The organism is uncultured Kordia sp. (assembly GCF_947496985.1).
Taxonomy (GTDB): Bacteria; Bacteroidota; Bacteroidia; order Flavobacteriales; family Flavobacteriaceae; genus Kordia.
Map to the genome: position 1 here is coordinate 114,541 of NZ_CANMEZ010000003.1, position 23,976 is coordinate 138,516.

At 31.9% G+C, this 23,976-nt stretch carries 19 protein-coding genes; 7 read left to right on the forward strand and 12 right to left on the reverse strand.

The genetic code is table 11. The features are described 5' to 3' along the window. Positions 1-93 precede the first annotated feature (93 nt). The 3 genes from Q0828_RS08885 (at position 94) to Q0828_RS08895 (ending at position 5,347) form a co-directional block, all read left to right on the forward strand. Positions 94-1,554, forward strand: coding sequence for a T9SS type A sorting domain-containing protein (locus tag Q0828_RS08885; protein WP_298419720.1), 1,461 nt, complete (start codon positions 94-96; stop codon positions 1,552-1,554). A gap of 136 nt (positions 1,555-1,690) precedes the next feature. Next, entirely contained in the window at positions 1,691-4,594 is a 2,904-nt protein-coding gene (locus Q0828_RS08890) for a histidine kinase (protein WP_298419722.1), read from the forward strand. Between the two features lie 6 nt (positions 4,595-4,600). Further along, positions 4,601-5,347: a LytTR family DNA-binding domain-containing protein gene (locus tag Q0828_RS08895; RefSeq protein WP_298419724.1), complete on the forward strand. Its 747-nt coding sequence runs from the start codon at positions 4,601-4,603 to the stop codon at positions 5,345-5,347. 67 nt (positions 5,348-5,414) lie between these two features. On the opposite strand, the gene Q0828_RS08900 is transcribed toward Q0828_RS08895, so the two are convergent. Together Q0828_RS08900 and Q0828_RS08905 are read right to left on the reverse strand one after the other, a co-directional pair. Beyond that, positions 5,415-6,140: a LytTR family DNA-binding domain-containing protein gene (locus Q0828_RS08900; protein WP_298419726.1), complete on the reverse strand. Its 726-nt coding sequence runs from the start codon at positions 6,138-6,140 to the stop codon at positions 5,415-5,417. After that, a complete protein-coding gene (locus Q0828_RS08905) occupies positions 6,140-7,171 on the reverse strand; it encodes a sensor histidine kinase (RefSeq protein ID WP_298419728.1) in 1,032 nt (343 codons plus the stop codon). Before Q0828_RS08905 ends, Q0828_RS08900 begins: the two co-directional genes overlap by 1 nt. Positions 7,172-7,390: 219 nt before the next feature. On the opposite strand from Q0828_RS08905, the gene Q0828_RS08910 reads away from it, so the two are divergent. Further along, positions 7,391-8,272, forward strand: a complete 882-nt coding sequence (locus Q0828_RS08910; protein WP_298419731.1) for an ABC transporter ATP-binding protein — start codon at positions 7,391-7,393, stop codon at positions 8,270-8,272. A gap of 17 nt (positions 8,273-8,289) precedes the next feature. Next, entirely contained in the window at positions 8,290-11,916 is a 3,627-nt protein-coding gene (locus Q0828_RS08915; protein WP_298419732.1) for a M1 family aminopeptidase, read from the forward strand. A gap of 437 nt (positions 11,917-12,353) precedes the next feature. Here the strand turns inward: Q0828_RS08915 and Q0828_RS08920 are convergent, their stop codons facing one another. Further along, positions 12,354-13,172 carry a hypothetical protein gene (locus Q0828_RS08920; RefSeq protein WP_298419734.1) on the reverse strand — a complete coding sequence of 273 codons (819 nt, stop codon included), beginning with the start codon at positions 13,170-13,172 and terminating at the stop codon, positions 12,354-12,356. Between the two features lie 69 nt (positions 13,173-13,241). Here Q0828_RS08920 and Q0828_RS08925 point away from each other — a divergent pair, with 69 nt between their 5' ends. After that, complete coding sequence (locus tag Q0828_RS08925) at positions 13,242-13,913, forward strand: porin family protein (protein ID WP_298419736.1); 672 nt, start codon at positions 13,242-13,244, stop codon at positions 13,911-13,913. A gap of 94 nt (positions 13,914-14,007) precedes the next feature. Here the strand turns inward: Q0828_RS08925 and argH are convergent, their stop codons facing one another. The 8 genes from argH to Q0828_RS08965 all read right to left on the reverse strand — a co-directional run bounded on the left by argH (position 14,008) and on the right by Q0828_RS08965 (position 22,069). After that, the gene (gene argH / locus Q0828_RS08930) at positions 14,008-15,282 is read right to left on the reverse strand and encodes an argininosuccinate lyase (RefSeq protein ID WP_298419738.1); all 1,275 of its coding nucleotides are present in this window, start codon (positions 15,280-15,282) and stop codon (positions 14,008-14,010) included. A gap of 90 nt (positions 15,283-15,372) precedes the next feature. Then, positions 15,373-16,437, reverse strand: coding sequence for a M20 family metallo-hydrolase (locus Q0828_RS08935; protein ID WP_298419740.1), 1,065 nt, complete (start codon positions 16,435-16,437; stop codon positions 15,373-15,375). After that, a complete protein-coding gene (gene argB / locus Q0828_RS08940) occupies positions 16,434-17,210 on the reverse strand; it encodes an acetylglutamate kinase (RefSeq protein WP_298419742.1) in 777 nt (258 codons plus the stop codon). Before argB ends, Q0828_RS08935 begins: the two co-directional genes overlap by 4 nt. A 2-nt stretch (positions 17,211-17,212) precedes the next feature. Next, the gene (locus Q0828_RS08945; protein ID WP_298419744.1) at positions 17,213-18,148 is read right to left on the reverse strand and encodes an acetylornithine carbamoyltransferase; all 936 of its coding nucleotides are present in this window, start codon (positions 18,146-18,148) and stop codon (positions 17,213-17,215) included. Next, entirely contained in the window at positions 18,145-19,272 is a 1,128-nt protein-coding gene (locus tag Q0828_RS08950) for an aminotransferase class III-fold pyridoxal phosphate-dependent enzyme (protein ID WP_298419746.1), read from the reverse strand. The genes Q0828_RS08945 and Q0828_RS08950 overlap by 4 nt, the downstream gene beginning before the upstream one ends. Before the next feature lie 12 nt (positions 19,273-19,284). Beyond that, positions 19,285-20,262, reverse strand: a complete 978-nt coding sequence (gene argC, locus Q0828_RS08955) for an N-acetyl-gamma-glutamyl-phosphate reductase (protein ID WP_298419749.1) — start codon at positions 20,260-20,262, stop codon at positions 19,285-19,287. Beyond that, positions 20,259-21,455 (reverse strand): argininosuccinate synthase domain-containing protein, encoded by a 1,197-nt coding sequence (locus Q0828_RS08960; RefSeq protein ID WP_298419750.1) that lies wholly within the window; start codon positions 21,453-21,455, stop codon positions 20,259-20,261. Before Q0828_RS08960 ends, argC begins: the two co-directional genes overlap by 4 nt. Beyond that, positions 21,452-22,069 (reverse strand): GNAT family N-acetyltransferase, encoded by a 618-nt coding sequence (locus Q0828_RS08965; protein WP_298419753.1) that lies wholly within the window; start codon positions 22,067-22,069, stop codon positions 21,452-21,454. The genes Q0828_RS08960 and Q0828_RS08965 overlap by 4 nt, the downstream gene beginning before the upstream one ends. Before the next feature lie 527 nt (positions 22,070-22,596). Between Q0828_RS08965 and Q0828_RS08970 the strand changes: the two genes are divergently transcribed. Further along, a complete protein-coding gene (locus tag Q0828_RS08970) occupies positions 22,597-22,860 on the forward strand; it encodes a hypothetical protein (protein ID WP_298419755.1) in 264 nt (87 codons plus the stop codon). 132 nt (positions 22,861-22,992) lie between these two features. On the opposite strand, the gene Q0828_RS08975 is transcribed toward Q0828_RS08970, so the two are convergent. Beyond that, positions 22,993-23,640 carry a class I SAM-dependent methyltransferase gene (locus Q0828_RS08975; protein WP_298419758.1) on the reverse strand — a complete coding sequence of 216 codons (648 nt, stop codon included), beginning with the start codon at positions 23,638-23,640 and terminating at the stop codon, positions 22,993-22,995. Between the last annotated feature and the right edge of the window lie 336 nt (positions 23,641-23,976).

Genomic DNA, 23,976 nt, shown 5'->3' on the forward strand with positions numbered 1-23,976 from the left:
AATTCAATTCATGAAAAAAAAACATCCGTTCATGAAATAGATTCTTTCTGACCTAATTTCAATTCTATGTTTGTGCTCAAATTCACAAACATTATGAAAAAAACTTTACTTTCTTTACTTTTTTTGAGTTGTATTGTAAGTAGTCTACATGCGCAACAATTCACAGAATATTCTGTTCCAAGTCAAACTATTTTCAACCCTAGAGAGTTTGCGACTGGCGATATTGATGGAGATGGTCATATTGACATTATTGTCCCTGAAAATACAAATAGTAGTATTAGCATTTTATATGGAACTGGAGATTTGTCAAACTATACAATGGTACGTTATAATTTAGTAGATCCAACTGTAAATGGTAATATGAAACCTTGGGCAATTGTGATTATGGATATAGATGAAGATAGTATTGATGATATTATATTTTCAAATTATGCCAATACTGTAAATGCTACGGACGGTGTGTATTGGATGAAAAATACTGGAAATAGAACATTAGGTAATGTGCAACTGATTCGTTTCCATGATAGATGTCGTGGAATTTATAAAGGGAATTTTGATACTGATGCTCGCGATGAATTAGTAGTTGCAGGTGATAATAACTCCATTGGTAATTTAAAAATATTAAATGTAAGTACGAATGGCGGCAGTACCGTTTTTTTAAATTATTATGCCAATCGTAGACCATTGCATGTAACTTCAACAGATCTTACCAATGATGGTATACAAGATTTAGTTTATACATCATTCGGAACAGGTTCGGAACCTAACAATAGTACAAGTTCCACAAATGGTGTCAAAACATTGCAAAGTCCTTCTTATAACTTTGGGATTAGTTTAATTACCAATGTAACGCACAATGTAGCAGGTACACGAAAGACAGTGATTGATGATTTTAATGAAAATGGGGTATTAGATTTCATTGCCGTTAGCGCTTCTGGAACTACCACAAGTATCAAATCTTACAATCCAAGTCAAGGTGAGACTTCACATTTTATATCAACCGATGGAAGTCGAAATTTAGTGTCAATTGCAGCTGGTGATTTTGATGATGATAATGTGCCAGATATTACTGCCATTGATAATACCACGAATGAAATATTATTCTTTGAAAATACTGCGACAAGCGGTTCAGCAACTACAAATATTAGTTTTAATGCTGCAACTGTATTAAGTTCAAATGTAAATGCCCCAACTTGGATTGATGCAGTAGATTTAGATGGTGATGGCGACTTAGATATCCTTACGGGAAATAATGGCGGTGGCGCAAATCCTGGTGGATTCATTACTATTTTACGAAATGATGCTATTGTGTTGAGTACACCTGAATTCGAAATTAAAAATATAAAAGTAATCACTTCAAATTCAGAAGTAATCATTTCGAACATACCATCATTTATAAAACAAGGAGAGTTACTTGACATCAACGGAAGACTTATTCATTCAGTAGCACTCAACACACAAAACAATCGTATTTCTATTGAACAATTACCTGTAGGAATCTATATTTTAAAATTATCTGCCCTAAACACTAGTTTCAAAATTGTAAAACAATAGCTATTTTTAAAAGCCAAAACAAGGCAGTGATTTGCTGTCTTGTTTTGAATCAATTACATTTTATGTACTTTGTAGCTTTATAAATATGCACCTTTATTATTTTATGAATGTACTCTTTGTAAAACGTCTTTTTTTGATGCTTTTCTTTGTAATAACCACAACTTATGCGCAAGAAGTGATTACGAAAAATGTGGCAGATTTAGCAACGCTTCCTGATGATGAGTTTTACGATGCATTGCAAGATTCTAAAGGAAATTACTGGTTTTGTGCAGATTCTGGCTTATACCGTTTTGATGGAATCTCGTTTATACATTATTCAAATACACAACAACGCAGTCAATCACTATTCAACTTAAAAGAGGACGATTTTGGTCGAATTTGGTGTAATAGTCTTAGTGGACAGTTTTTTTATGTAGATTCTATCAAAAATAATTTAGAGTTATTTATTGATGCCAAAGATCAATTAATTGGCGCTTTACCAAACTATGAATTGTACAAAGATAATTTGATCATACAACTCGATAAAGGTAAGTTTTTACAATACAATATTAATACTAAAAAAAGAACCGTTCTTATCGATAAGGTAGGAACGTATTCAGATATCGTAAGAATAGATTCAAAACTCTTCCATACATCCAATCAATTATATACATCCAATCAATTACATATATCTAACCAATTACATATACCTACCCGTTTACATTATTTAGATATTGAAACTCAAGAAAGCAAGAGCTATCCTATTATATTTAAAAAGGAATTTATCAAATTATTCAATCTTAATAATGAACTTTATATAACATGTTCTGATGTCAATTATAATATTATTCGATTATACACATTAAGAAATGACAAAATGATAGAACTAAAACTTCCTAAAGATTTTGATGCAAGAATATATGAATTGTACAAAAATCAACAAGGTTTATTATTTTTTGCTACCGAACAAGGAGTAAAAGTCATGGAAGAAAAAAATGGGTCTTTACACCACAGGTTTTCTATTTTAGAAAATATCAAAATATCAAAAATTATAGAAGACGCTTTTGGTAATTTCATATTTACCTCGCTCAATCGTGGTATTCATTATTGGAACGGGCAAGAAAATTTTCAATATCACAGTAAAAATTTCGATATCGAAAATGATGATTTACATTATATACATCAACTGAATACCAATGAGTTTTTAGTGACTGATTTTACAAATACTGTGTATAAGTTAAAGTATCATAAAACCTTTCAAGTACGTCAAAAATGGAAGCTAAACACACGTATACGAAAACTGTATACATTTGATAATGATTCATATATTATTGGAGACGATAAGCCTTTATTTTATTTAAAAAACAATACAATACTTAGTAATGAAAAGAACGGTTTTGCTTCTATTAAAGATATAGATATCAAAGAAGACAAATTATACATAGCTGACACCTATAGATTGGCAAGCATTAAAGCTCCACCAACAGATACACTAAAAACAGTATTAAGAAGAAAGCGTTGTATATCTGTTAAATTTTTTCAAAACGAATTATATGGCGCTTTTGCTGATGGTATATTCAAAATAAAGAATGACACCATTATCTTCCCTATTACCTACAAAAATGAAGTGCTATATGCCGATCAATTGATTTCTGGAAACAACTATTTATGGGCGATTAAAAAGAATAAAGGATTGTTTTATGGGGCAAATGATACATTCAAGCAACTCATTACATTGAAAGACCAAAATGCGATTGTAAAAGAAACGAATGGTAATATCTACATACTAGAAGCAGGAATATTGTCATATATTGACGAAGAAACACTTTTGCAAAAAAATGTAAAAGATATTACATCGCAAACAAAAAATGTAAAAGTGGTTGACTTTGAGGTCATTAATAACTCTTGTTTTTTGACAACGAATCAAGGGTTATTACAAATTTCATTGCATAAAGATGGACTCAAAAATATAGCGGCTACTACATTTATTGATCAAATTTTAATCAATGAAACTCCTAGAAAACTAAAGGAAATACACGCACTTACATACAATGAAAATTCAGTGAAATTATTTTTGAAAAACACTGATTTTGAGGGAAGAACTGCGTATACATTTCGCTACAAACTCAATAATGAAAACGCAAATTGGCAGAGCATTTCTGATATTAAAAATCCTATTTATTTAAGCTATTTATCACCAGCTAGTTATACACTAACCTACCAAACCCTAAAAAACGCCAAGGTAATCCATGAAGATTCTATTCAGTTTATCATACAAAACCCATACTGGAAAACGTGGTGGTTTTTTACAATTATAGCGAGCACTATACTAGGTGTTCTATTTATCATTTTACGATTATATTTAGGCAAAATAAGAACCAAACAACACTTTGAACTGGAACAGTTAGACTTAGAGAAGAATCTGGCGGAAGCCAAACTCCAAAACTTAACCAGTCAGATGAATCCGCATTTCACATTTAATGCCTTAAATACGGTTCAAGGATTAATATTAGATGATAAAAAAGAAGATGCATATACGTATTTGGCACATTTTTCAAACTTATTTCGAAAGAGTATTGATTTTTCATCCAAAACCTTCAATACATTTGATGAAGAAATTATGTTCTTAGAAACGTATTTAAAAATTGAATCAAAACGTTTTAATAATCAACTCGATTATACAATAGACGATACTGAATTGGAAGATCGTTTTTATAAAATTCCAGCAATGATTATACAACCGTTTGTAGAAAATGCCATTAAACACGGTTTGCTCCACAAACAAGGAACTAAAAAAATGCGTATTATATTTAAAATAAATGCAAATCATGTTCAGTGTATAATTACGGATAACGGAATTGGTAGAAAAGCTTCAGGGTTGCTTTCTCAAAATCGTAAAAATACACATTTAAACATGGCGACTTCTTCCGTCCAAAAACGCTTTGATTTGTATAAAAAACATCATGGCATGGAAATGAATTACCAATATGAAGATTTGGTTGATTCGAATGAAGAAAGTTTAGGAACGAAAGTCATGATTACGATTCCATTAATGAAATAACTGCGTATGATGTATACTATTGGTATTATTGAAGATGAATATTTTGCACAACGTGTGTTGATTAATTTACTTGAAAAACATAAGCAACTTTTAAAAATTGCACATATATCGGGTACTATAGATGAAGCAAAAAAAGATATCAGTAAGTACAAGCCCGATTTTGTTTTTTTGGATATAGAATTGCCTGGCGGTAATGGTTTTGATGTAATAGACTGTTTGAAAACACACAAATCAAAAATCATTTTTACAACTGCTTATGAAAAATTTGCCATAAAGGCTTTTGAAGCTTCGGCTGTTGATTATTTGCTAAAACCTATTCTTCCTGAACGTTTACAAATAGCTATTGAACGAATTATTCATCAAATAAAAACAGAAAAAGAAGCATTAAATTACGAAGGATTAAAGTCTAATTTAGTAGCAAACACAGTAGAAACCATTACTGTAAAATACAAAGACAGTTATAAAATTTTAGATGTTTCTACTATTCTATATTTTAAAGCAGAAGGCGCTTATACACTTATTAAAACTGTGGATGCAGAATATTTACAATCGCATAAACTCAATTTTTATGAAGGTATCTTTCAGCAACATTCTTCAATGATTCGTGTACATAGAAGCTGGATGATTCACGTAAAACACATAGCAACATTTTCAAAATCATCTCGATCTGTGACTATTGATTCCCAAGAAATTCCAATTAGTAAAACCAATGTGAAAACTGTTTTTGATCTAATTAGAGGAAGTTTGATATAGCTTTTAACGAATGTTGAATGAAGCCCAAATAAAGCTTCTGATGAGGTTATAGAAACAAGTAATTCAATTACTTTATAATCTTAGTTAAATTTTGCTTGTACACATTTCCAATTGGAATGACAGCTTCAGAAATTTTCAATCGATTTCCTTCTATAGTTTGTATTTTTTCAATTGCAATGATGAACGATTTATGAACACGAAGAAACTGATTTTCGGGTAATGTTTTTTCAAAATTAGTCAAACGATCCAATGTAGTAATGGTTTCATTTTCTAAATGAATCTTTACATAACTCCCTAAACTTTCCAAATAGAGAATGTTTTTTAATTGTATTTGATGAATTTTTTTATCTCCTTTAATAAAGAGACGTTCAATAGTAGTGTCTTTAATTATTGTTTGAATCGGTTGTGGTTTAGAATTTCCTATTTCCGATAAATCCAATAACTTTTTATGATCTTGGGCTTTTTGTACAGCTTTTAAAAAACGTTCAAAACTGAAAGGTTTCAATAAATAATCAATTACATTTAATTCGTAACCTTCCATTGCATATTCTTGGTATGCAGTAGTGACAATAACTAACGGCGGATGTTGTAAAGTGCGCAAAAAGTCCAAACCTTTTAGCTTTGGCATGTTAATATCTAAAAAAATTAAATCCACTTCGTTATCATGTAAATAATTGATTGCTTCAAAAGCTGAATGACATTCGTTCTCAATGGTTAAAAACGAGAGATTGTCACAATAATTTTTTATGATTTTGTGCGCTAATGGTTCATCATCTACGGTAATACAATTCATTAAATATATAATTTTAAGTCCACACAAAAAACAGTAGTTGAATTTGTAATCTGCAGTTCATGCGTGTTTGGATAAATTAAAGATAACCTTCTTTGTACGTTTTCAAGTCCTATCCCGATAGAATTTTGTTGATCGGTAGCATTAAAATTATTCTCCATATGAAAATGAAGTAACTGTTCTTTTACTATTAGCCTAATCTTTAAAAAAGCATCTTTTTCAAGCAAATCAAAACCATGTTTAAATGCATTCTCTAAAAATACAATCAAAATCATTGGTGCTATCTGTAATCGATCAGTGCTAATTTCTTTTTCAAAACTAATCTCTCCACGTTTGTGATGTCGCATTTTTTGCAACGCGATAAAATTTTCTAAATAGGACACTTCACTTGTAATGGCAACTGTATCTTCTTTACAATCATAAATTGTATAGCGCATCATTTCTGAAAGTTTCAAAATAACTTCTGGAGTTTGATCTGATTTTTCTAGCGAAAGTGCATATAAATTATTTAAAGTATTAAAAAAGAAATGCGGATTGATTTGATTTCGTAATAACGATAATTCCAATTGAAGTCGATCATTCTCAATCTGTTTAATTTTAGAGAGTTGCATAAACCAACGATAGGAGAGATTTAATAATGTCGTAACCAACATAATAAACGTCATGGCAAAAATTCCATTATAAGGAGTTGTTTTTTTCTCATCAAATTCATTAAACCAATGCTCATCAATCCATGGTTCTACAGTTCCTATAAAAAATCCCCAAACTACAATCAATAGGATTAAAGAGATGGTATATTGAACATATTTTTTAGGAACCAAATAGGTGGGAATCAACCAATATACTTTTAGATATATAACTGGAGCTAATAATAGAATGATACTCGTAGAAGCTTGTAAAAAGTAAATTGAAAAAGTAGTAATGGATAACGTCTCCCAAGTGGAAATAGAGAATATCATTGCAACACAAATAGAAATACTAACTAATAGTAATGCGTGTAGGAGTATTGTTTTTTTGATTGCGCTTGTTTTCATAATTCGTATAAAGATAAAAGTATCAAAAGTAATAGCAATGTCCTATTTTATTTAATGAACTCTGAATATTTTCACATAAACGATTTATTTTCATCAATAAACGACGTTCACGTATTGTTGATGGTTTTTTAGGTGTAGAAAAATACTGTTGGATAAAAAAAGTTGATATATAGTTTCGATACAAGTTCTTTTGATGCATGATTTAAAAACATTCATCACATGAAACTCACAATACAGAATTTAAGCAAAACCTATACAAATGGAGTAAAAGCGTTAAATAATCTTTCTTTAGAAATAGAAACTGGAATGTTTGGACTATTAGGACCAAATGGCGCAGGAAAATCTTCTCTAATGCGAACTTTAGCAACACTCCAAGAAGCCGATAGTGGAACTGCGTATTTGGGAGAAATTGATATTCTGAAAAACCCAATAGAACTCCGAAAAGTATTGGGTTATTTACCACAAGAGTTTGGTGTGTATCCAAAAATTACAGCAAAGCAATTACTAGATCATTTGGCAATATTAAAAGGAATTTCACAACGAAAAGAACGTAAAGAATTGGTGAATTACCTATTGCAAAAAGTAAACTTATACGAAAAGCGAAACAAAGCTGTAAAAAGCTTTTCGGGAGGAATGAAACAACGCATTGGTATTGCACAAGCTTTAATAGGAAATCCGAAACTTATTATTGTAGACGAACCAACTGCTGGGTTAGATCCAGGAGAACGTAACCGATTCCACAATCTTTTAGCAGATGTTGCCGAAAATGTCATTGTAATTCTATCAACACATATTGTTGAAGACGTTAGAGAACTATGTCAACATATGGCAATTATGAATCATGGACAATTGATTTGTAAAGGAAAACCACAACATGTTATAGAAGAGTTGCATAATAAAGTATGGCAAAAAATGATACAACGAAATGAATTGGAAAGCTATGCGAATAACTATAAAGTCATTTCTAACAAAATGGTAGGAGGAAAGCCTTTAATTCATGTATTGAGTGACGAAAAACCAGGTGAAGATTTTAAGCAAGTACAACCTACGCTAGAAGATGTCTTTTTCTCAAAAATCAATACAATTCATCAATCTAACTAATCAAAAAACGAAACATCATGTTTATAACATTCTTTCTCAAAGAAATAAAAACAGGATTTAAAAGTCCGATGCTTTATATTTTTTTCTTCTTATTTACCATGATAACTACTATTGGAGTTGTCAACGAAAGTATTACGCTTGGCGGATCTGTTGGAAATACATTTAAAAATGCGCCACATATCATGTCGGTCTACATTGGGAGGTTGTCACTATTTGCCGTATTAATTGCAACTGCATTTTTCAACCATGCAGCTTTAAGAGATTATCAACACAACTTTAGCAGTATTCTTTTTAGTACAGCAATTGATAAAGCGAGTTACTTTTTTGGACGTTTCTTTGGCGCTTTAGTCATAGCTATCATTCCATTACTAGGCGTATTCTTAGGATTTGTAATAGGAACAGATATGAGTGTCAATGCTGAAGTGATTTCTCCGAATAGAATGGGGACTTTGTATATAGAAGCATTTGTAAACAACTTTTTATTATTTGTGCTACCAAATATGTTTATTGTAGGTGTACTAATTTTTACGATTGCTAACAAATGGAAAAGTACGATTGTATCTTTTATCGGATCAATCATTATTATTGTTGGATATTTAATTTCAGGAGCATTTTTAAATGATGTAAGTACAGAAAGCTGGGCTGCAATAACAGATATTTTAGGAATAAATGCCTATACAATTGATACAAAATATTTTACAAGCCTAGAAAAAAATACAGAAATAATAGCATTCAGCGGATTGTTACTATTGAATAGAATTGTATGGATAAGTATTGCAGTTGTATTACTTCTAATTTCATATCGATCGTTTTCTTTTACACAGAAAAATCAAAAAGTAAAAAAGGAAGAAAAAACAATTCATACAGAAACTACACAGCAATTTAGTTTGCCAGTTGTTAAAAATAAGTTTAATCTCCAAACACAAAAAACGCAATTTATCAGTCTCTTTAAGATAAATTTCTTCACACTATTAAAAAGTAATACGTTTAAAATTATGCTCATCATTGGAGCGTTGATCTTATTAAACAAACTTATCAATGGGCTTGAATATTATGGATTGCAATCGTATCCGGTAACTCATAAAATGTTAGACTTTAGTCGTCCAATAAGTATGATTGTTGGAATGATAATGCTTGTGTTTTTTAGTGGAGAGTTAATTTGGAGGGAACGCGCAAATTATATTAACGGTGTTATTGACGGAACACCACACAACTCACTTACGATGTTGATTGCTAAAATTATAGCATTGATAAGTATCAATGTAGTATTTGATATATTCTTAGTTGTAGTTGCTATACTGTATCAATTAGCTAACGGATACACAAATTTAGAACTAACCATTTATGTATTAGACTTTATATATTCAGGATTGCCGTTATATATCATATGGTCTTGTATTTTTATTGCGATTCAAATCATAGTAAATCATAAATACCTAGCATATTTCATTGCTGTCTTATTATTGTTTCTATTTGAATTTATTATTGTTGATACGTTTGGTATTCAGTCTTTTATGGTAAATCTTGGTTTTACACCAACGTATACATATTCAGATATGAATGGTTTTAGTATTGCAGTCATTGCTAAAAATTGGTTCAATCTCTATTGGATATTATTCGGAATAGTTCTCATAGTTCTAACAAGCGTTTTTTGGATTAGAGGAAACGTAAAAGGAATGAGAAATAGGTGGAAATCTGCTAAAAAACAGTGGACAAAAAGCTATATCACGTGTACAATAGTTGTTTCTATTTTATTTGTGCTCACGTCAAGTTTTGTGTATTACAACACACAACTCCTAAACTTGTATCATACCGCAGACGAAATTAAAAACATGCAAGAATCGTATGAGAAAAAATACAAACAATATGAAGGCATTTTACAACCAAAAATTACTGCAATTGATTATGATGTAGCTATATATCCAACAGAACGTAATGTGACTGCAAAAGCGAAATTGATTATCCAAAATAAAGGGAATCAGCCAATAGATTCATTACACTATTCTTTGCAACATTTTATAAGTTTTGGGAATGAAGGTGTTGTGTTAAAAAAATCAGAATGGAAAAAAACAGTAACAATACCTAATGCTACGTTAGTGCATAATGATGATGAATTAGGATATCAAATTTTCAAATTAGCGAAACCATTATTGCCAAATGAAAGCATGCAAATCCAATTGGAAACGACATATACAAGTCAAGGTTTTGAAAATTCAGTTTCTAATATTCGTGTAGTACAAAACGGAACTTTCTTTGATAGCTCAGATATTTTACCAATTTTCGGATATGAAGCTTATAATGAAATTTCAGATGCAAATGATCGTGAAAGTAGAGGTTTGGCAAAACACAAAGGAATGAAGTCATTAGAAGATGTACACGCAAAAGAAGAAAACTATATAACCAGAAGCATGTCAGATTGGGTAATTATAGCAACGACAGTGTCTACTGCGAAGGATCAAATTGCAGTTGCGCCAGGAACATTAGAAAAACAATGGATTGAAAATGAACGTTCGTATTTCAAATACAAAAATGATCATGTATCATTAAACTTTACCAATTTTATGTCTGCTACATATGAAGTTGCTCGTAAAAAATGGAACGGAATTGATATTGAAGTTTACTATGATAAAGCACATGCATATAACATTGATATTATGCTTGCTGCTGTAGAAAAATCTTTGACATATTATACAGAGAATTTTGGACCGTATTTTCACAAGCAAGCAAGAGTTGTAGAAATTCCTAGGTATTACAACTTTGCACAAGCGTTTCCGGGGACAATGCCTTATACAGAAGGTGGTGGGTTTATAACCAATCTTTCAAATGCAGAAGATTACAATATCATTTATTCAACCATAGCACATGAAATAGCGCATCAATATTGGGCGCACCAAGTCATTGGAGCCAATGTGCAAGGCGCAACAATGTTGTCGGAGAGTTTTGCAGAATATTCAGCGTTAATGGTCATGAAAAATGAATTGAAAGATCCTATCAAAATGAAAAAACTATTAGCCTATGATTTTGAGCGATATCTAAGAGGTAGAAGTTCTGAAAATGGACAAGAAAAGCCATTATACATCGTAGAAGATCAAGGATACATTCATTACGGAAAAGGAAGTTTAGTATTATACGCTTTACAAGAATATATTGGAGAAGATAACGTAAATGAAGCATTGCGAGCATTTTTAAAAACATATGCATACAAAGAGGTGCCGTATCCAACAACAGTAGATTTTATGAAATACTTAGAACCGCAAATTCCTGTTGATTTAAAGTATCTACTAACTGATTGGTTTAAGAAAGTTACTTTATATGATTACAGTGTAAGAGAAGCGACTTATGAAACAAAACCGAATGGAATATATGAAGTTGCAATGACAGTTGAAGCGATGAAGTTAGACATAAATGATTCTGGTGAACTACAAGAAGTAGCACAGCACAATTGGGTAGAAATTGGCGTGTATGCGGACAATGAAGAAAAGGAATTAGTATTTGTAAAACGTGTGTTGATTACTGAAAAACGAATGAGTTTCACGTTTCAAATAGATCAAATTCCTGCAAAAGTCGCTATTGATCCCAAACGTTTATTAATAGAGCGTGTTATTGATGATAATGTAAGGACTCTAACTGAAACGGTACGATAATACAAAGCTGTGAAAAAGTAGTGTATTCTCCCGAAAGTTTGCTGCCAGGTTTGCGAGACGCTTCCAAAGTCACCCAAAAGCGTGCTGCAGGTCTGCGAGACGCTTCCGAAGTTACCCGAAAGCTTGCCGCAGGTCTGCGAGACGCTTCCGAAGTTATCCGAAAGTTTGCTGCAGGTCTGCGAGATGCTTCCGAAGTTACTCGAAAGCTTGCTGCATTGCTGCGAGACGGTTTCGGGAGGTACTTTATTGAGAATTCTTCAATGGAATAATGAAAAATGATATCTTTTTTGCGATTTTCATATTATAGTACTTTTCCCGAATTGAATGTTTTTTGATAGCACTCCTCAGTTTTTGACTCATAAAAAAAGCCTTTCATTGCTGAAAGACTTTATGGTATACTTTATTAAGGATTAGGAATTCCTTTTACTATTTACTTTCTATTCAGAATAGGTATATTTTCCTGTTACAACATACTGACTGCCAACTTCAACATTACAAAAAGTAAACGTAATATCTGTTCCGTTATTCGTAATATATATATTTTCGCCTGAAGCTGCTATTCCACCGCCAAGACTACCAAAACCGAAATCAGTAATCGTAAGTATTACTTCTCCATTTGAACGTGTTGATAGTGTATCAAATGTAGTTACGGTAGTATATTCTCCTGTAAAAGGTAATACGCCATCAATTTCATTGAACTGTAATGTTATTCTAGCTGTTGAACTATACGAAGAGGCTTCAAATTCAACATTTCCATCATTAAACCCTGGAGGATTTTCATATGAAACATCAGTTATATTAATACTACTCTGACCAAGATTGATACGGTTTTGTTGTGTAGGGCTGCAAGGAGGATCATTATCTGTAATAAATTCATAAACGTCTCCATAATTTGTACCTACTTCATTTGTAGCATATGCAGCAAAATAATAAGTTGTATTTGGTTGAAATGCCTCATATCGGTTTGAAAAAACTCCTAAACGTGTTCCTTCAATTCTTTTAGAATCCTGAACAGTTGGAGGAAATTGTTGACTCCACACAACTCCGTATTCTAAAACATCTTTTCCTCCTTCACCTAAAACACGTCCTCCTAATATTGCTGAAGTTGTTAAAATACTCGTTGGCGCATCGGTAAATACGTATGGAGTTTTATATTCAATATTTTCTACTTCACAACCGAAAAAAAATATTGTACTTAATATAAATAGATATTTTTTCAGATTTAATTGTTGTAGTTGGAATAATTTGATTCTCATTTTTACTTGTACCAATTAGTTGTGGCAAATATAACAACATTTATATATATTTGCTTCAAACGATTACTTATGATGCGATTTTTCGTAGTACTACTATTATTCCTTTCTATGTCAATACCTACACAGGCACAAGATGGGCGCTATGGAATGACTTTAGGATTAACAAATTACATAACAGATTCTAACTCATTTTTTTCAAAATCAGGAACAGGGTATACTATAGGTCTTGTAGGATCTGTAGATTTTTCAGAACGTTTTGAATTATTTACGGAGATAAACTACAATAGACATCGAGTTAAGTTTGTTGGTAGAGAAACTGAAATTGCAGCGCCTGAAGATATTAAATTCAATTTAGAACAATTTAGTGTTCCTTTTATTCTTAATTATAATTTTTTAATACGCAACGATTTTAAATTTGGAGTAAATGTAGGCCCATCTTTTAATTTCTTATACACATATACATTAAAGGATGACGCAAAGGAAAGTTATGTGTTAGATCCATTATACGCTTCGCCAAATGATTTAGAATTTGACGATAGAAATGAAGAAATTTCTTTTAATATGTTCGTAGCTATGGGATTAAGTGTCCAGTATGATGAATCCTTTATGGTAAACCTCAGGTATTATTATGGGATTACTGATCCTTATCGAAATATCCCAATTGTATCACGAGTTTCAGAAATCACAGGAAAAGATTCGTATTTAACTTTTACAGTTACTTACTTTTTTAATCCTTACTAGTCTTTATACATTTATCTACTGTTTTTAAGTTGATTAGAAAACCGTTACATCATTAATAGTATTAATAATGTAACGTATTTTTTTGTTTAATTATTTAATGCGGAAACTTAACTCGTATCTCATTTAAACATAAATTATGAATACTTCCTTCATGTGTGTGTTTTTTTGAATTGGCAGATGTATAGGTTCCTTCTTGGACTTGTTTTCCTATTTCTTGATACGCTTCTCTAAACGAAATTCCTTTCACAACTAAATTGTTAATACTATCAACTGTAAAAAGGTATTGATATTTTTCATCGTTCAAATCAATTTCTTTTACTTGTATTTGCTGAATCGTATGATTAAATATTTCCAAAATACCTTTTACGTCTTCAAACGCAGTAATCATATGTTCTTTCAATAATTGATAATCTCTATGATATCCACTAGGTAAGTTATTCGTTATTAAAAGCATTTCTGTGTACAATGCTTGAATCTTATTGCACTTACCACGAATCAACTCAAAGACATCCGGATTTTTTTTATGTGGCATAATACTACTTCCTGTCGTTAATGCATCGGGAAACGAAATGAAATTAAAATTCTGACTCATATACAAACAAATATCCATCGCGAATCGTGATAATGTATTGCACAGACTTCCAAAAGCCATTGCAACGGTTCGTTCACTTTTCCCACGACTCATTTGGGCAGCAACTACGTTGTATTTTAAGGTTGTAAAACCTAATTCATGTGTGGTTAAAGTTCTATTGATAGGAAATGAACTTCCATATCCTGCCGCTGAACCTAACGGATTTTGATCTACTGTTTGTAATGCTGCATCTAACAGATATACATCATCAATTAACAATTCTGCATATGCGGAAAACCATAAGCCAAAAGAAGAAGGCATTGCTACTTGTAAATGTGTATAGCCCGGTAATAATGCTTCTTTGTGTGTATCCGCTAATTGTAAAAGTGTTTTAAAAAAAATATGTGTATGCTCTTTTATGATTTTTAAATGATCCTTGTAAAACAATTGTAGAGCCACTAAAACCTGATCGTTTCTAGAACGTGCCGTATGCATCTTTTTTCCAACATCACCATACATTTTTGTAAGTTCAAATTCAATTTTTGAATGTACGTCTTCAAACTGTGATTCTATTACAAATGTATTACTGTCTAGCTGTAATTGTAGCACTTCCAATCCTGCTGCAAGTTGTTGTAATTCTTCTGCAGAAATAATATTGATTTCTTTCAACATTTTAGCATGCGCTAAGGAAGCTTGTATATCATACGTTGCAATATGCATATCAATTTCTCTATCGTTTCCAACAGTGAATTCTTCTATTTTTTTATCAATTGTAATTCCTTTATCCCAAAGTTTCATGTTTTTAGATTTTAGCAGTTAGTATTGAGTATTGAGAAGTATTCCATGAAAAATCTCAATACTAAAATCTCACATCTCAATACTATTATTTTATAATATCTCTTTTAATATGTCAATGTATAATGCAACACCTTCTTCTATTTCATTCAAATAGATAAATTCATCAGCAGTATGTGAACGTGTACTATCGCCAGGACCTAATTTTAAAGACGGACACGACAATACTGCCTGATCTGATAGGGTAGGAGAACCATATGTTTCTCTTCCCAAAACGATTCCAGCTTGCACCAATGGATGATCCAAAGGAATTGAAGAAGAATTTAAGCGTAAACTCCTTGGAATAATTTGATCGCAAGGTGCTTCTTTTTGAAGAATTTCAACAATTTCAGTGTTTGTATAGGCATCATTTACACGAACATCTACTACCAAATTTACATTAGCAGGAACTGCGTTGTGTTGCTTTCCTGCATTTATTTGAGTTACCGTCATTTTTACAGCTCCCAAAACAGAAGAAGTCTTCTCAAATATATATTCTTGAAACCATTTTAAAGCAGTAATTGTGTTATAAATAGCATTGTCTGTATTTGGATGTGCTGCATGACTTGGCGTTCCTTTTACAACTGCATCAAATACTAGTAAGCCTTTTTCTGCAATAGCCAGTTGCATCAGAGTTGGTTCGCCAACAATAGCGATATCAATTTTTGGAATGATTGATAACATGCTGTTTAGTCCATTTTCACCACTACTCTCTTCTTCTGCGGAAGCGACAATAACAAGATTATAATTTAAGTCCGATTGCCTATAAAAATAAGTGAATGTTGCTATCAATGAAACTAAACAACCACCAGCATCATTACTTCCCAAGCCATATAATTTGCCACCTTCAACAATAGCTTTGAACGGATTTTTGGTATATCCATTATTCGGTTTTACCGTATCGTGATGTGAATTTAATAAGAGTGTCGGTTTGCTTTCATCAAAATGTAAATTTGTTGCCCAAATATTGTTTTTTGTTCTCTTATAAGGAATTTGATATTGTGTAAACCAATTTTCTATGTGTTTTGCAGTACGATCTTCCTCAGAAGAAAACGATGGTGTTTCTATGAGTTTTTTCAATAAAACAATGGCTTCGTTTGTTAATTCTTTAGTGTTCATTTTTGTATGGTTGTGTGTTTTTGAGTTTCATTGAAAAGCATGGCAGGTTTACCAATACATACTTTCTGTACTTGATGTGCTATTGCATAAAAACAATTGTTGAGTTTTGGCAACATACCATCTGAAATGACTCCGTTTTTTAATAAGGTTTGATATGATTCTGTATTGATATTTTCAATCACTGAATCTTCATTATTGATATCTTGCAAGACACCATTTTTTTCAAAACAATAGTACAATTCAACAGCATACGTATTGGCAAAAGCAATGGCCAATGCTGAAGCAATCGTATCTGCATTTGTATTTAATAATTGTCCATTTTCATCATGCGTAATTGCACAAAAAACAGGAGTAATATCATGATCTAATAAGACTTGAATACTTGTTGTATTTACTTTCTTAATATCGCCCACAAAACCATAATCAACAGTTTTTACAGGACGTTTTACAGCCTGAATTGTATTTCCGTCAGCACCTGAAAAACCGATAGTATTGCAATTTTTTGCTTGTAATTTTGCGACGATATTTTTATTAATTTTTCCTGCATACACCATCGTAATGATGTCTAATGTATTTGAGTTTGTAATACGTCTTCCATCTATCATTTTTACGCCTACGTTCATTTGCGAAGCAAGTTCTGTTGCCAATTTTCCACCACCATGCACCAAAATCTTAGGAGATGCCAATTGTGCAAAACCATCTAAAAATAAAGCTAATGACTTTTCATCATTAATTATATTTCCACCAATTTTTATGATTTTTAATGTTTGCATCACTATAAATTTTCTAAGATTTTCTTTAATACGATTTGCGCAGCATAGGTTCTGTTATTTGCTTGTTGAATTACTACTGAAGCTTCACTATCCAACACCGCATCTTCCACGACAACGTTTCTTCTCACAGGTAAACAATGCATGAATTTTGCGCCGTTTAGTTTATCTTTAGTCATCATCCAATCAATATCTTCGCTTATCACTTTTCCATAATCAGTATAACTACTCCAGTTTTTTGTATACACAAAGTCTGCATCTTTTAGGGCCTCTTTTTGATTGTAATGAATAGAAACATTCATGGTAATTTCAGGATTAAGTTCATATCCTTTCGGATGTGTAATAGAAAAATCAACATCAATATTTTTCATCATTGCTACAAATGAATTCGCAACCGCTTGTGGCAATGCTTTCGGATGTGGCGCCCATGACAAAACTACTTTTGGTTTCTTGGTCATTTTTAACTCCTCAATAGTTATTGCATCCGCTAAAGATTGTAAAGGATGCATGGTTGCACTTTCCATATTTACAATAGGAACTGTAGCATATTTTATAAAGCTATTGAGTATCAATTCTGATGCGTCTTTTTCTTTATCAATTAGACTAGGAAAAGCTCTCACAGCAATAATATTACTATATTGAGAAATCACTTGTGCAGCCTCTTTAACATGTTCGGATGTATTGAAATTCATTATAGTGCCATCTTCAAATTCCAAATCCCAAGCATCATTTACATTCAAAACCATCACTTCCATTCCTAAATTTTTCGCTGCTTTTTCTGTACTCAATCGAGTACGCAAACTGGCATTAAAAAACAGCATTACTAAGGTTTTATTTGTGCCCAAATTTTTATATGCGAATGGTTTTTCTTTTAATTGAATTGCTTCCTGAATCATCTCGGGAATATTATCTATATCATAGATGTTGGTATATTTTTTCATGCTAATGCCTGTTTTAACGCTTTGAAAAATTGATCGATGTGTTGCTTTGTAATTGTTAATGGTGGAAGTATTCGCAATAGATTTGGATTTTTTGCACTTCCTGTAAAAATGTGATGTGTATGAATTAGCTTTTTACGTAATTTTGCAATGGGAAAATCAAATTCCAATCCAAGCATCAAACCTCTTCCTTTAACGTTTTTTAGTTTGGGGATTTTGTTTGCTTTCGCTAGAAAATATTCAGAAACTTCAGTTGCATTCTGCATCAATTGTTCTGCTTCTAACACTTCCAATACCGCCAATGTAGCGCTGCATGCTAAATGATTTCCGCCAAAGGTTGTTCCTAACAAGCCGAAAGAAGCCTTAATTTTTGGATGAATTAAAATTCCTCCAACCGGAAATCCATTTCCCATTCCTTTTGCCATCGAAATAATATCTGGTGTGATATGATGCTTTTGAAATGAAAAGAAATCTCCTGTTCTTCCAAAACCAGCCTGTACTTCGTCGGCAATTAATAACGTATTGTAAGTTTTGCACAATACGGCTAATCCTTGATAAAATGCAGTTGTACTTTCGTCCAACCCGCCAACGCCTTGAATACATTCAATGATAACCGCGCAGGTTTTATCCTTTTTCAAAACTGTTTCCACTGCTTCTAAATCTCCCAAATCGACAAAATCTACTTTTTGTTGTGCATTTATCGGTGCTACAATACGCGCATTATCTGTAGCTACAACTGCTGCAGAAGTTCGTCCGTGAAACGAATTTTTAAATGCTAGTATGTTTGTTTTATGCGTGTGAAACGAAGCGAGTTTCAATGCATTTTCGTTTGCTTCAGCACCTGAATTACATAAAAACAATTGATAGCCTTTGCAACGAGATAAACTTGTTAACTTATCTGCTAATTGGTTTTGCAAAGGATTTTGAATCGAATTGCTATAGAAACCTAATTTCTTTACTTGATTGGAAATTGCAGCAACATATTTTGGATGCGAATGTCCAATAGAAATTACGGCATGACCGCCATATAAATCAAGGTGTTTTTTATTATTTTTATCATATACATATACGTCTTTTGCCGCAATTGGCGTGATGTCAAATAATGGATATACATTAAATAAACTCATAGTTTGTTCGATTTAAAAAAAGTTAGCTTTTAGTTGTAATCCTTCGGTTTCTTCAAAACCAAATAGCAGATTCATATTCTGAATTGCCTGACCAGAGGCTCCTTTTAAAAGATTATCAATACAACTTGTGATTAGTAATTTGTTTTCATGTTTATGAAGATGTAGCAAACATTTATTAGTGTTTACAACTTGTTTCAAATGTATTTGAGCATCACTTATAAAAGTAAAAGCGGCTTCTTTGTAAAAACTTTCATATAATTCGATTGCGGCTTCTAAACTACCTTCAAACTTTGTATATACTGTTGCAAAAATTCCTCTGCTAAAGTTTCCTCTGTTTGGCATAAAGTTGATGTCCGCAGTAAAATCATGTTGTAATTGTTGTACTGTTTGATGCATTTCGCCTAAGTGTTGATGTGTAAAAGGTTTGTAGTATGAAAAGTTATTATCACGCCAAGTAAAATGCGTTGTTTTAGACAAAGAAGTTCCTGCGCCTGTAGCACCTGTAACAGCATTTACATGAACATCATTCTGTATTAATCCATGATGTGCCAAAGGCAATATTGCAAGTTGAATCGCGGTAGCAAAACAACCTGGATTCGCTATGTATTGTGCTTTTTTTATGGCTTCTTTTTGTAATTCTGGCAATCCGTACACAAAAGATAGCTCTCCAAAATCTTGATTGTCTTTCAATCTAAAATCAGTACTTAAATCAATAATTTTAGTCTTTTTTGAAAAGGTGTTTTTAGTCAAAAATGCTTTCGAATTTCCATGTCCTAAACACAGAAAAACTATGTCTACATCCGTATTGATTGTATTGGTAAACAACAAATTTGTTGTTCCTGCCAAATCTTGATGCACATGACTTATTTTGTTTCCAGCATTCGAAGTGCTGTATACAAAGTTGATATTCACTTTGGAATGATGCAACAATATTCTAATTAATTCGCCAGCAGTATAACCAGCACCACCGATGATTCCTATTTGTATCATGATTCTGAGTTTACTTGTTGATATATTTTGTTTTGATTTCCTATAATTTTGATAAATCCTTTGGCTTCATCAGCTGTCCAATCGGAGTTTACTTCTCCATAGCTTCCAAATTTGGCATTCATTAAATCATGTGTAGATTCAATTCCATCCAATGTAAAATGATACGGTTTGAGCGTGATGAAAACATCTCCAGAAACCTTCGCTTGACTATTTTCTAAAAAAGCCTCCATATCACGCATTACAGGATCTAAATATTGTCCTTCATGCAAATGCATTCCATAAAAATTAGAGAGATATTCTTTGTGTTGTAATTGCCATTTGGTCAACGTATGCTTTTCTAATAAATGATGTGCTTTTATACATATAATTGCTGCCGCTGCTTCAAAACCAACTCTGCCTTTGATACCAACAATGGTATCTCCTACATGAATATCTCTTCCTATCGCAAAAGCTGAAACCATGGTGTTTAAAGTTTCAATGTTGATTTCAGAAGCATTTTTTTGATCGTTTACAGCGATTAATTCTCCTTTTAGAAAAGTAAGTTTTACTTTTTCAGGTTTTTGCTTCTGCAATTGTGATGGATAGGCTTTTTCAGGTAGTGGATTTTTAGATGTTAAGGTTTCTTCGCCTCCAACACTTGTTCCCCAAAGACCTTTGTTGATAGAATATTTTGCTTTTTCCCAAGACAGATTGACGCCATTTGCTTTTAAATAATTTATTTCTTCTTGACGTGTTAATTTTTGATCTCTTATTGGTGTAATGATTTCTATTTCAGGAGCCAATGTTTGAAAAATCATATCAAATCGTACTTGATCGTTTCCTGCTCCAGTGCTTCCGTGTGCAATATAGTTGGCATTGATACTTTTTGCGTATTGAATAATTTCAATGGCTTGTACAATACGTTCTGCGCTAACTGATAATGGATATGAATTATTCTTTAGTACATTCCCAAAAATCAAATATTTGACTACTTTTTGGTAGAACGTAGTTACAGCATCAATATTTTTATAGGTTGAAGCGCCCATTTTATAAGCATTCGTTTCAATAGTTTGTATTTCTTTTTTGGTAAATCCGCCTGTATTGATACTAACGGCGTGTACTTCAAAGTTTTTCTCTTTGGATAAGTGTACAGCACAATAGGAAGTGTCTAAACCTCCACTGTAGGCAAGGACTAATTTTTTTGAAGTATTCATTTGTTATCTTTTTTTAAAAACAAGGCTTGTTTAATTTTTTTTAATCTGTTGAAGACTTTTGCTTTTACTTTGGTTTCTTGTTTTGAGTTATCTGTATTTGGATCATAAAGCATTCCTGTACACAAACACATTTTTTGGTCTGTCCGTTTTAACACATCAAAATTTTTGCAGGTTTGGCAACCATTCCAAAACGATTGATCTTCTGTTAATTCAGAAAATGTAACAGGTTTATAGCCTAGTTCACTATTCAGTTTCATAACGGCTAATCCAGTAGTTATGCTAAATACTTTTGCAGTAGGAAACTTATTTCTTGAGTGTTCAAAAACTTTCTTTTTAATGAGTTTAGCAATGCCTTTTCCTCTATAATCAGGATGTACAATAAGTCCAGAATTTGCTACAAACTTTCCATGACTCCAGGCTTCGATGTAGCAAAAGCCCACGAATTTTTTACCATCTAAAGCAATTACAGCATTTCCTTGTTCCATTTTGGAGATGATGTATGCTGGCTCTCGCTTGGCAATTCCGGTTCCTCTAACTTGAGCAGCTTGTAAAATGGTTTCACAAATTGTTTCAGCATAAACAATATGCGAATTGTTAGCAATGACAATTTCCATTGTATTGAATTAAAAATGATTAAAATTTTATTTGATGTATGTTGAAAAGAAAGAACCGGACTCACCTAAGTTCCCAAAATAGAAATGTACCCTTACGGGCGACGGATAAAAAAGCGGCGTACGGGAATGCTGTTATTTGAAGAAATAACTACAGGTTGATAAAATGTTATGGATATTAAATGATACAAGAAATGAAGAATAAAATTATATAATACTGATGCTAGATAGGTTATAGAATTAGCAGCGGCGACTGCGTAAGCGCAGAGTGGGTATCGTATTGTATATTTTATATTGTGTATTCATTGGTACAAACCTACAAATTATAGTTATACATTGTATGTTTTAAAAAAAAATCTCTAAAATTTTAGGAATATTAAAAAAAAGCCCTCTTTTATTATGTTTTTCCTAAAATAATCGATGCTTCTATAAACAATCATCCTTACAATTTATAAATACCGAGAAGCTTTAATTTTATTAAAAAGGTGAAATATCTAAATTTGAGATTATAACTTTTAAAATTATATACCATGAAAAAAAAGAATCTTAAATCATTGAATTTGAACAAGAAAATGGTTTCAAACTTTAACAGCTCTACTGTAAAAGGAGGAACTTTTTTAAGCATTTCATGTCAGCCTTTAGGGATTTGTGCTGAGACACAAGGATGCGAAACAGATGGATGTACTAATGGATGCCCTACAAACATTGGATGTACTCCAACGAATAATGGATGCAACCCAACAAATACATGTCCAACAATATCTTGCCAACCAATTGGTATTTGTAAAGGATAAGAATTTTTTGAAAAGCGAATTTCGGTTCGCTTTTTTAGTTCGTTTGTTTGAATATTTAACGATTCTATGTATGGTGTACGTTTGGTATAAATTATACATTTCTTAAGTTAGCACCTTTCGGTTTTGCTGCTATTATATATTGCTTTTTTTCTTCGCTACGACAAAATAACTAGATGCTCCTTTATAAATCTTCTCGGAATCAACAGTCTGAAAATTTCCATTCGTGATTAAATCATCTAAATCAGAACTTTTGAGTCTTCTTATAGGAATTGGAATTATTCCAATTTTACACAATAGTTGAACAAGTCGAATTTGTAAACCAACTAAAAATGACAATTTACCTGCTAAGCAAGGCGTTACAGAAATAAATAAACCATCAGGCTTTAATAATTCATATATTCTTTTTACGACATTTTGGGGATCTGATATTGTGTGCAACATGTTGAAAGCAATAATTGTATCAAAAGACTCTTTTTTATATTCATTGTCAAAAATATCTGCTTGTACGAAATTTACATTTTTAACTTTGTTAGCAACTGCTTTTTCTTTTGCTATCTCAATCATTTTAGATGATATATCAATAGCATGAATCTCTTTCACTAGACTGGCAAGTTCTATGGATGCTGTGCCAGTTCCACATCCATAATCTAGAACAATATTACTATCCTTAAGATACTTTTTAGTGTTTTCTCTAGATTTATTATGAATATACTCAAAACGCTCTTCTGTTTTATCATAATTTTTTGAAGCCTTATCCCAAAACTCTTTCGATTTATTCATTTTATGTGCTATTTTTCGTTATTTACTGATTATAGTTTTTCAAATTATATTTCAATACTATGGGTTTTGACTTTTTTTTGCTTTCTTTTGAGTGATACTTTCCCTTATAACTTATAGTGTTCAAAATATTTAAATTTTTCACAATAAGCTTAAATTGTGTGTATTGCACTCTATTTGTATTCTTGCCGTTGCCTAGAATAGGATAGGTTGCATAAGCATTTTGAGAAAAATTTGTAGGTTACGATTCATCACTAATTGTTTAAATTGTTGTTACTTATTAAAAAATAAACAGACTGAAAAATCAAAAGAAAAAAATTAGATTGTTTGATTCAATTG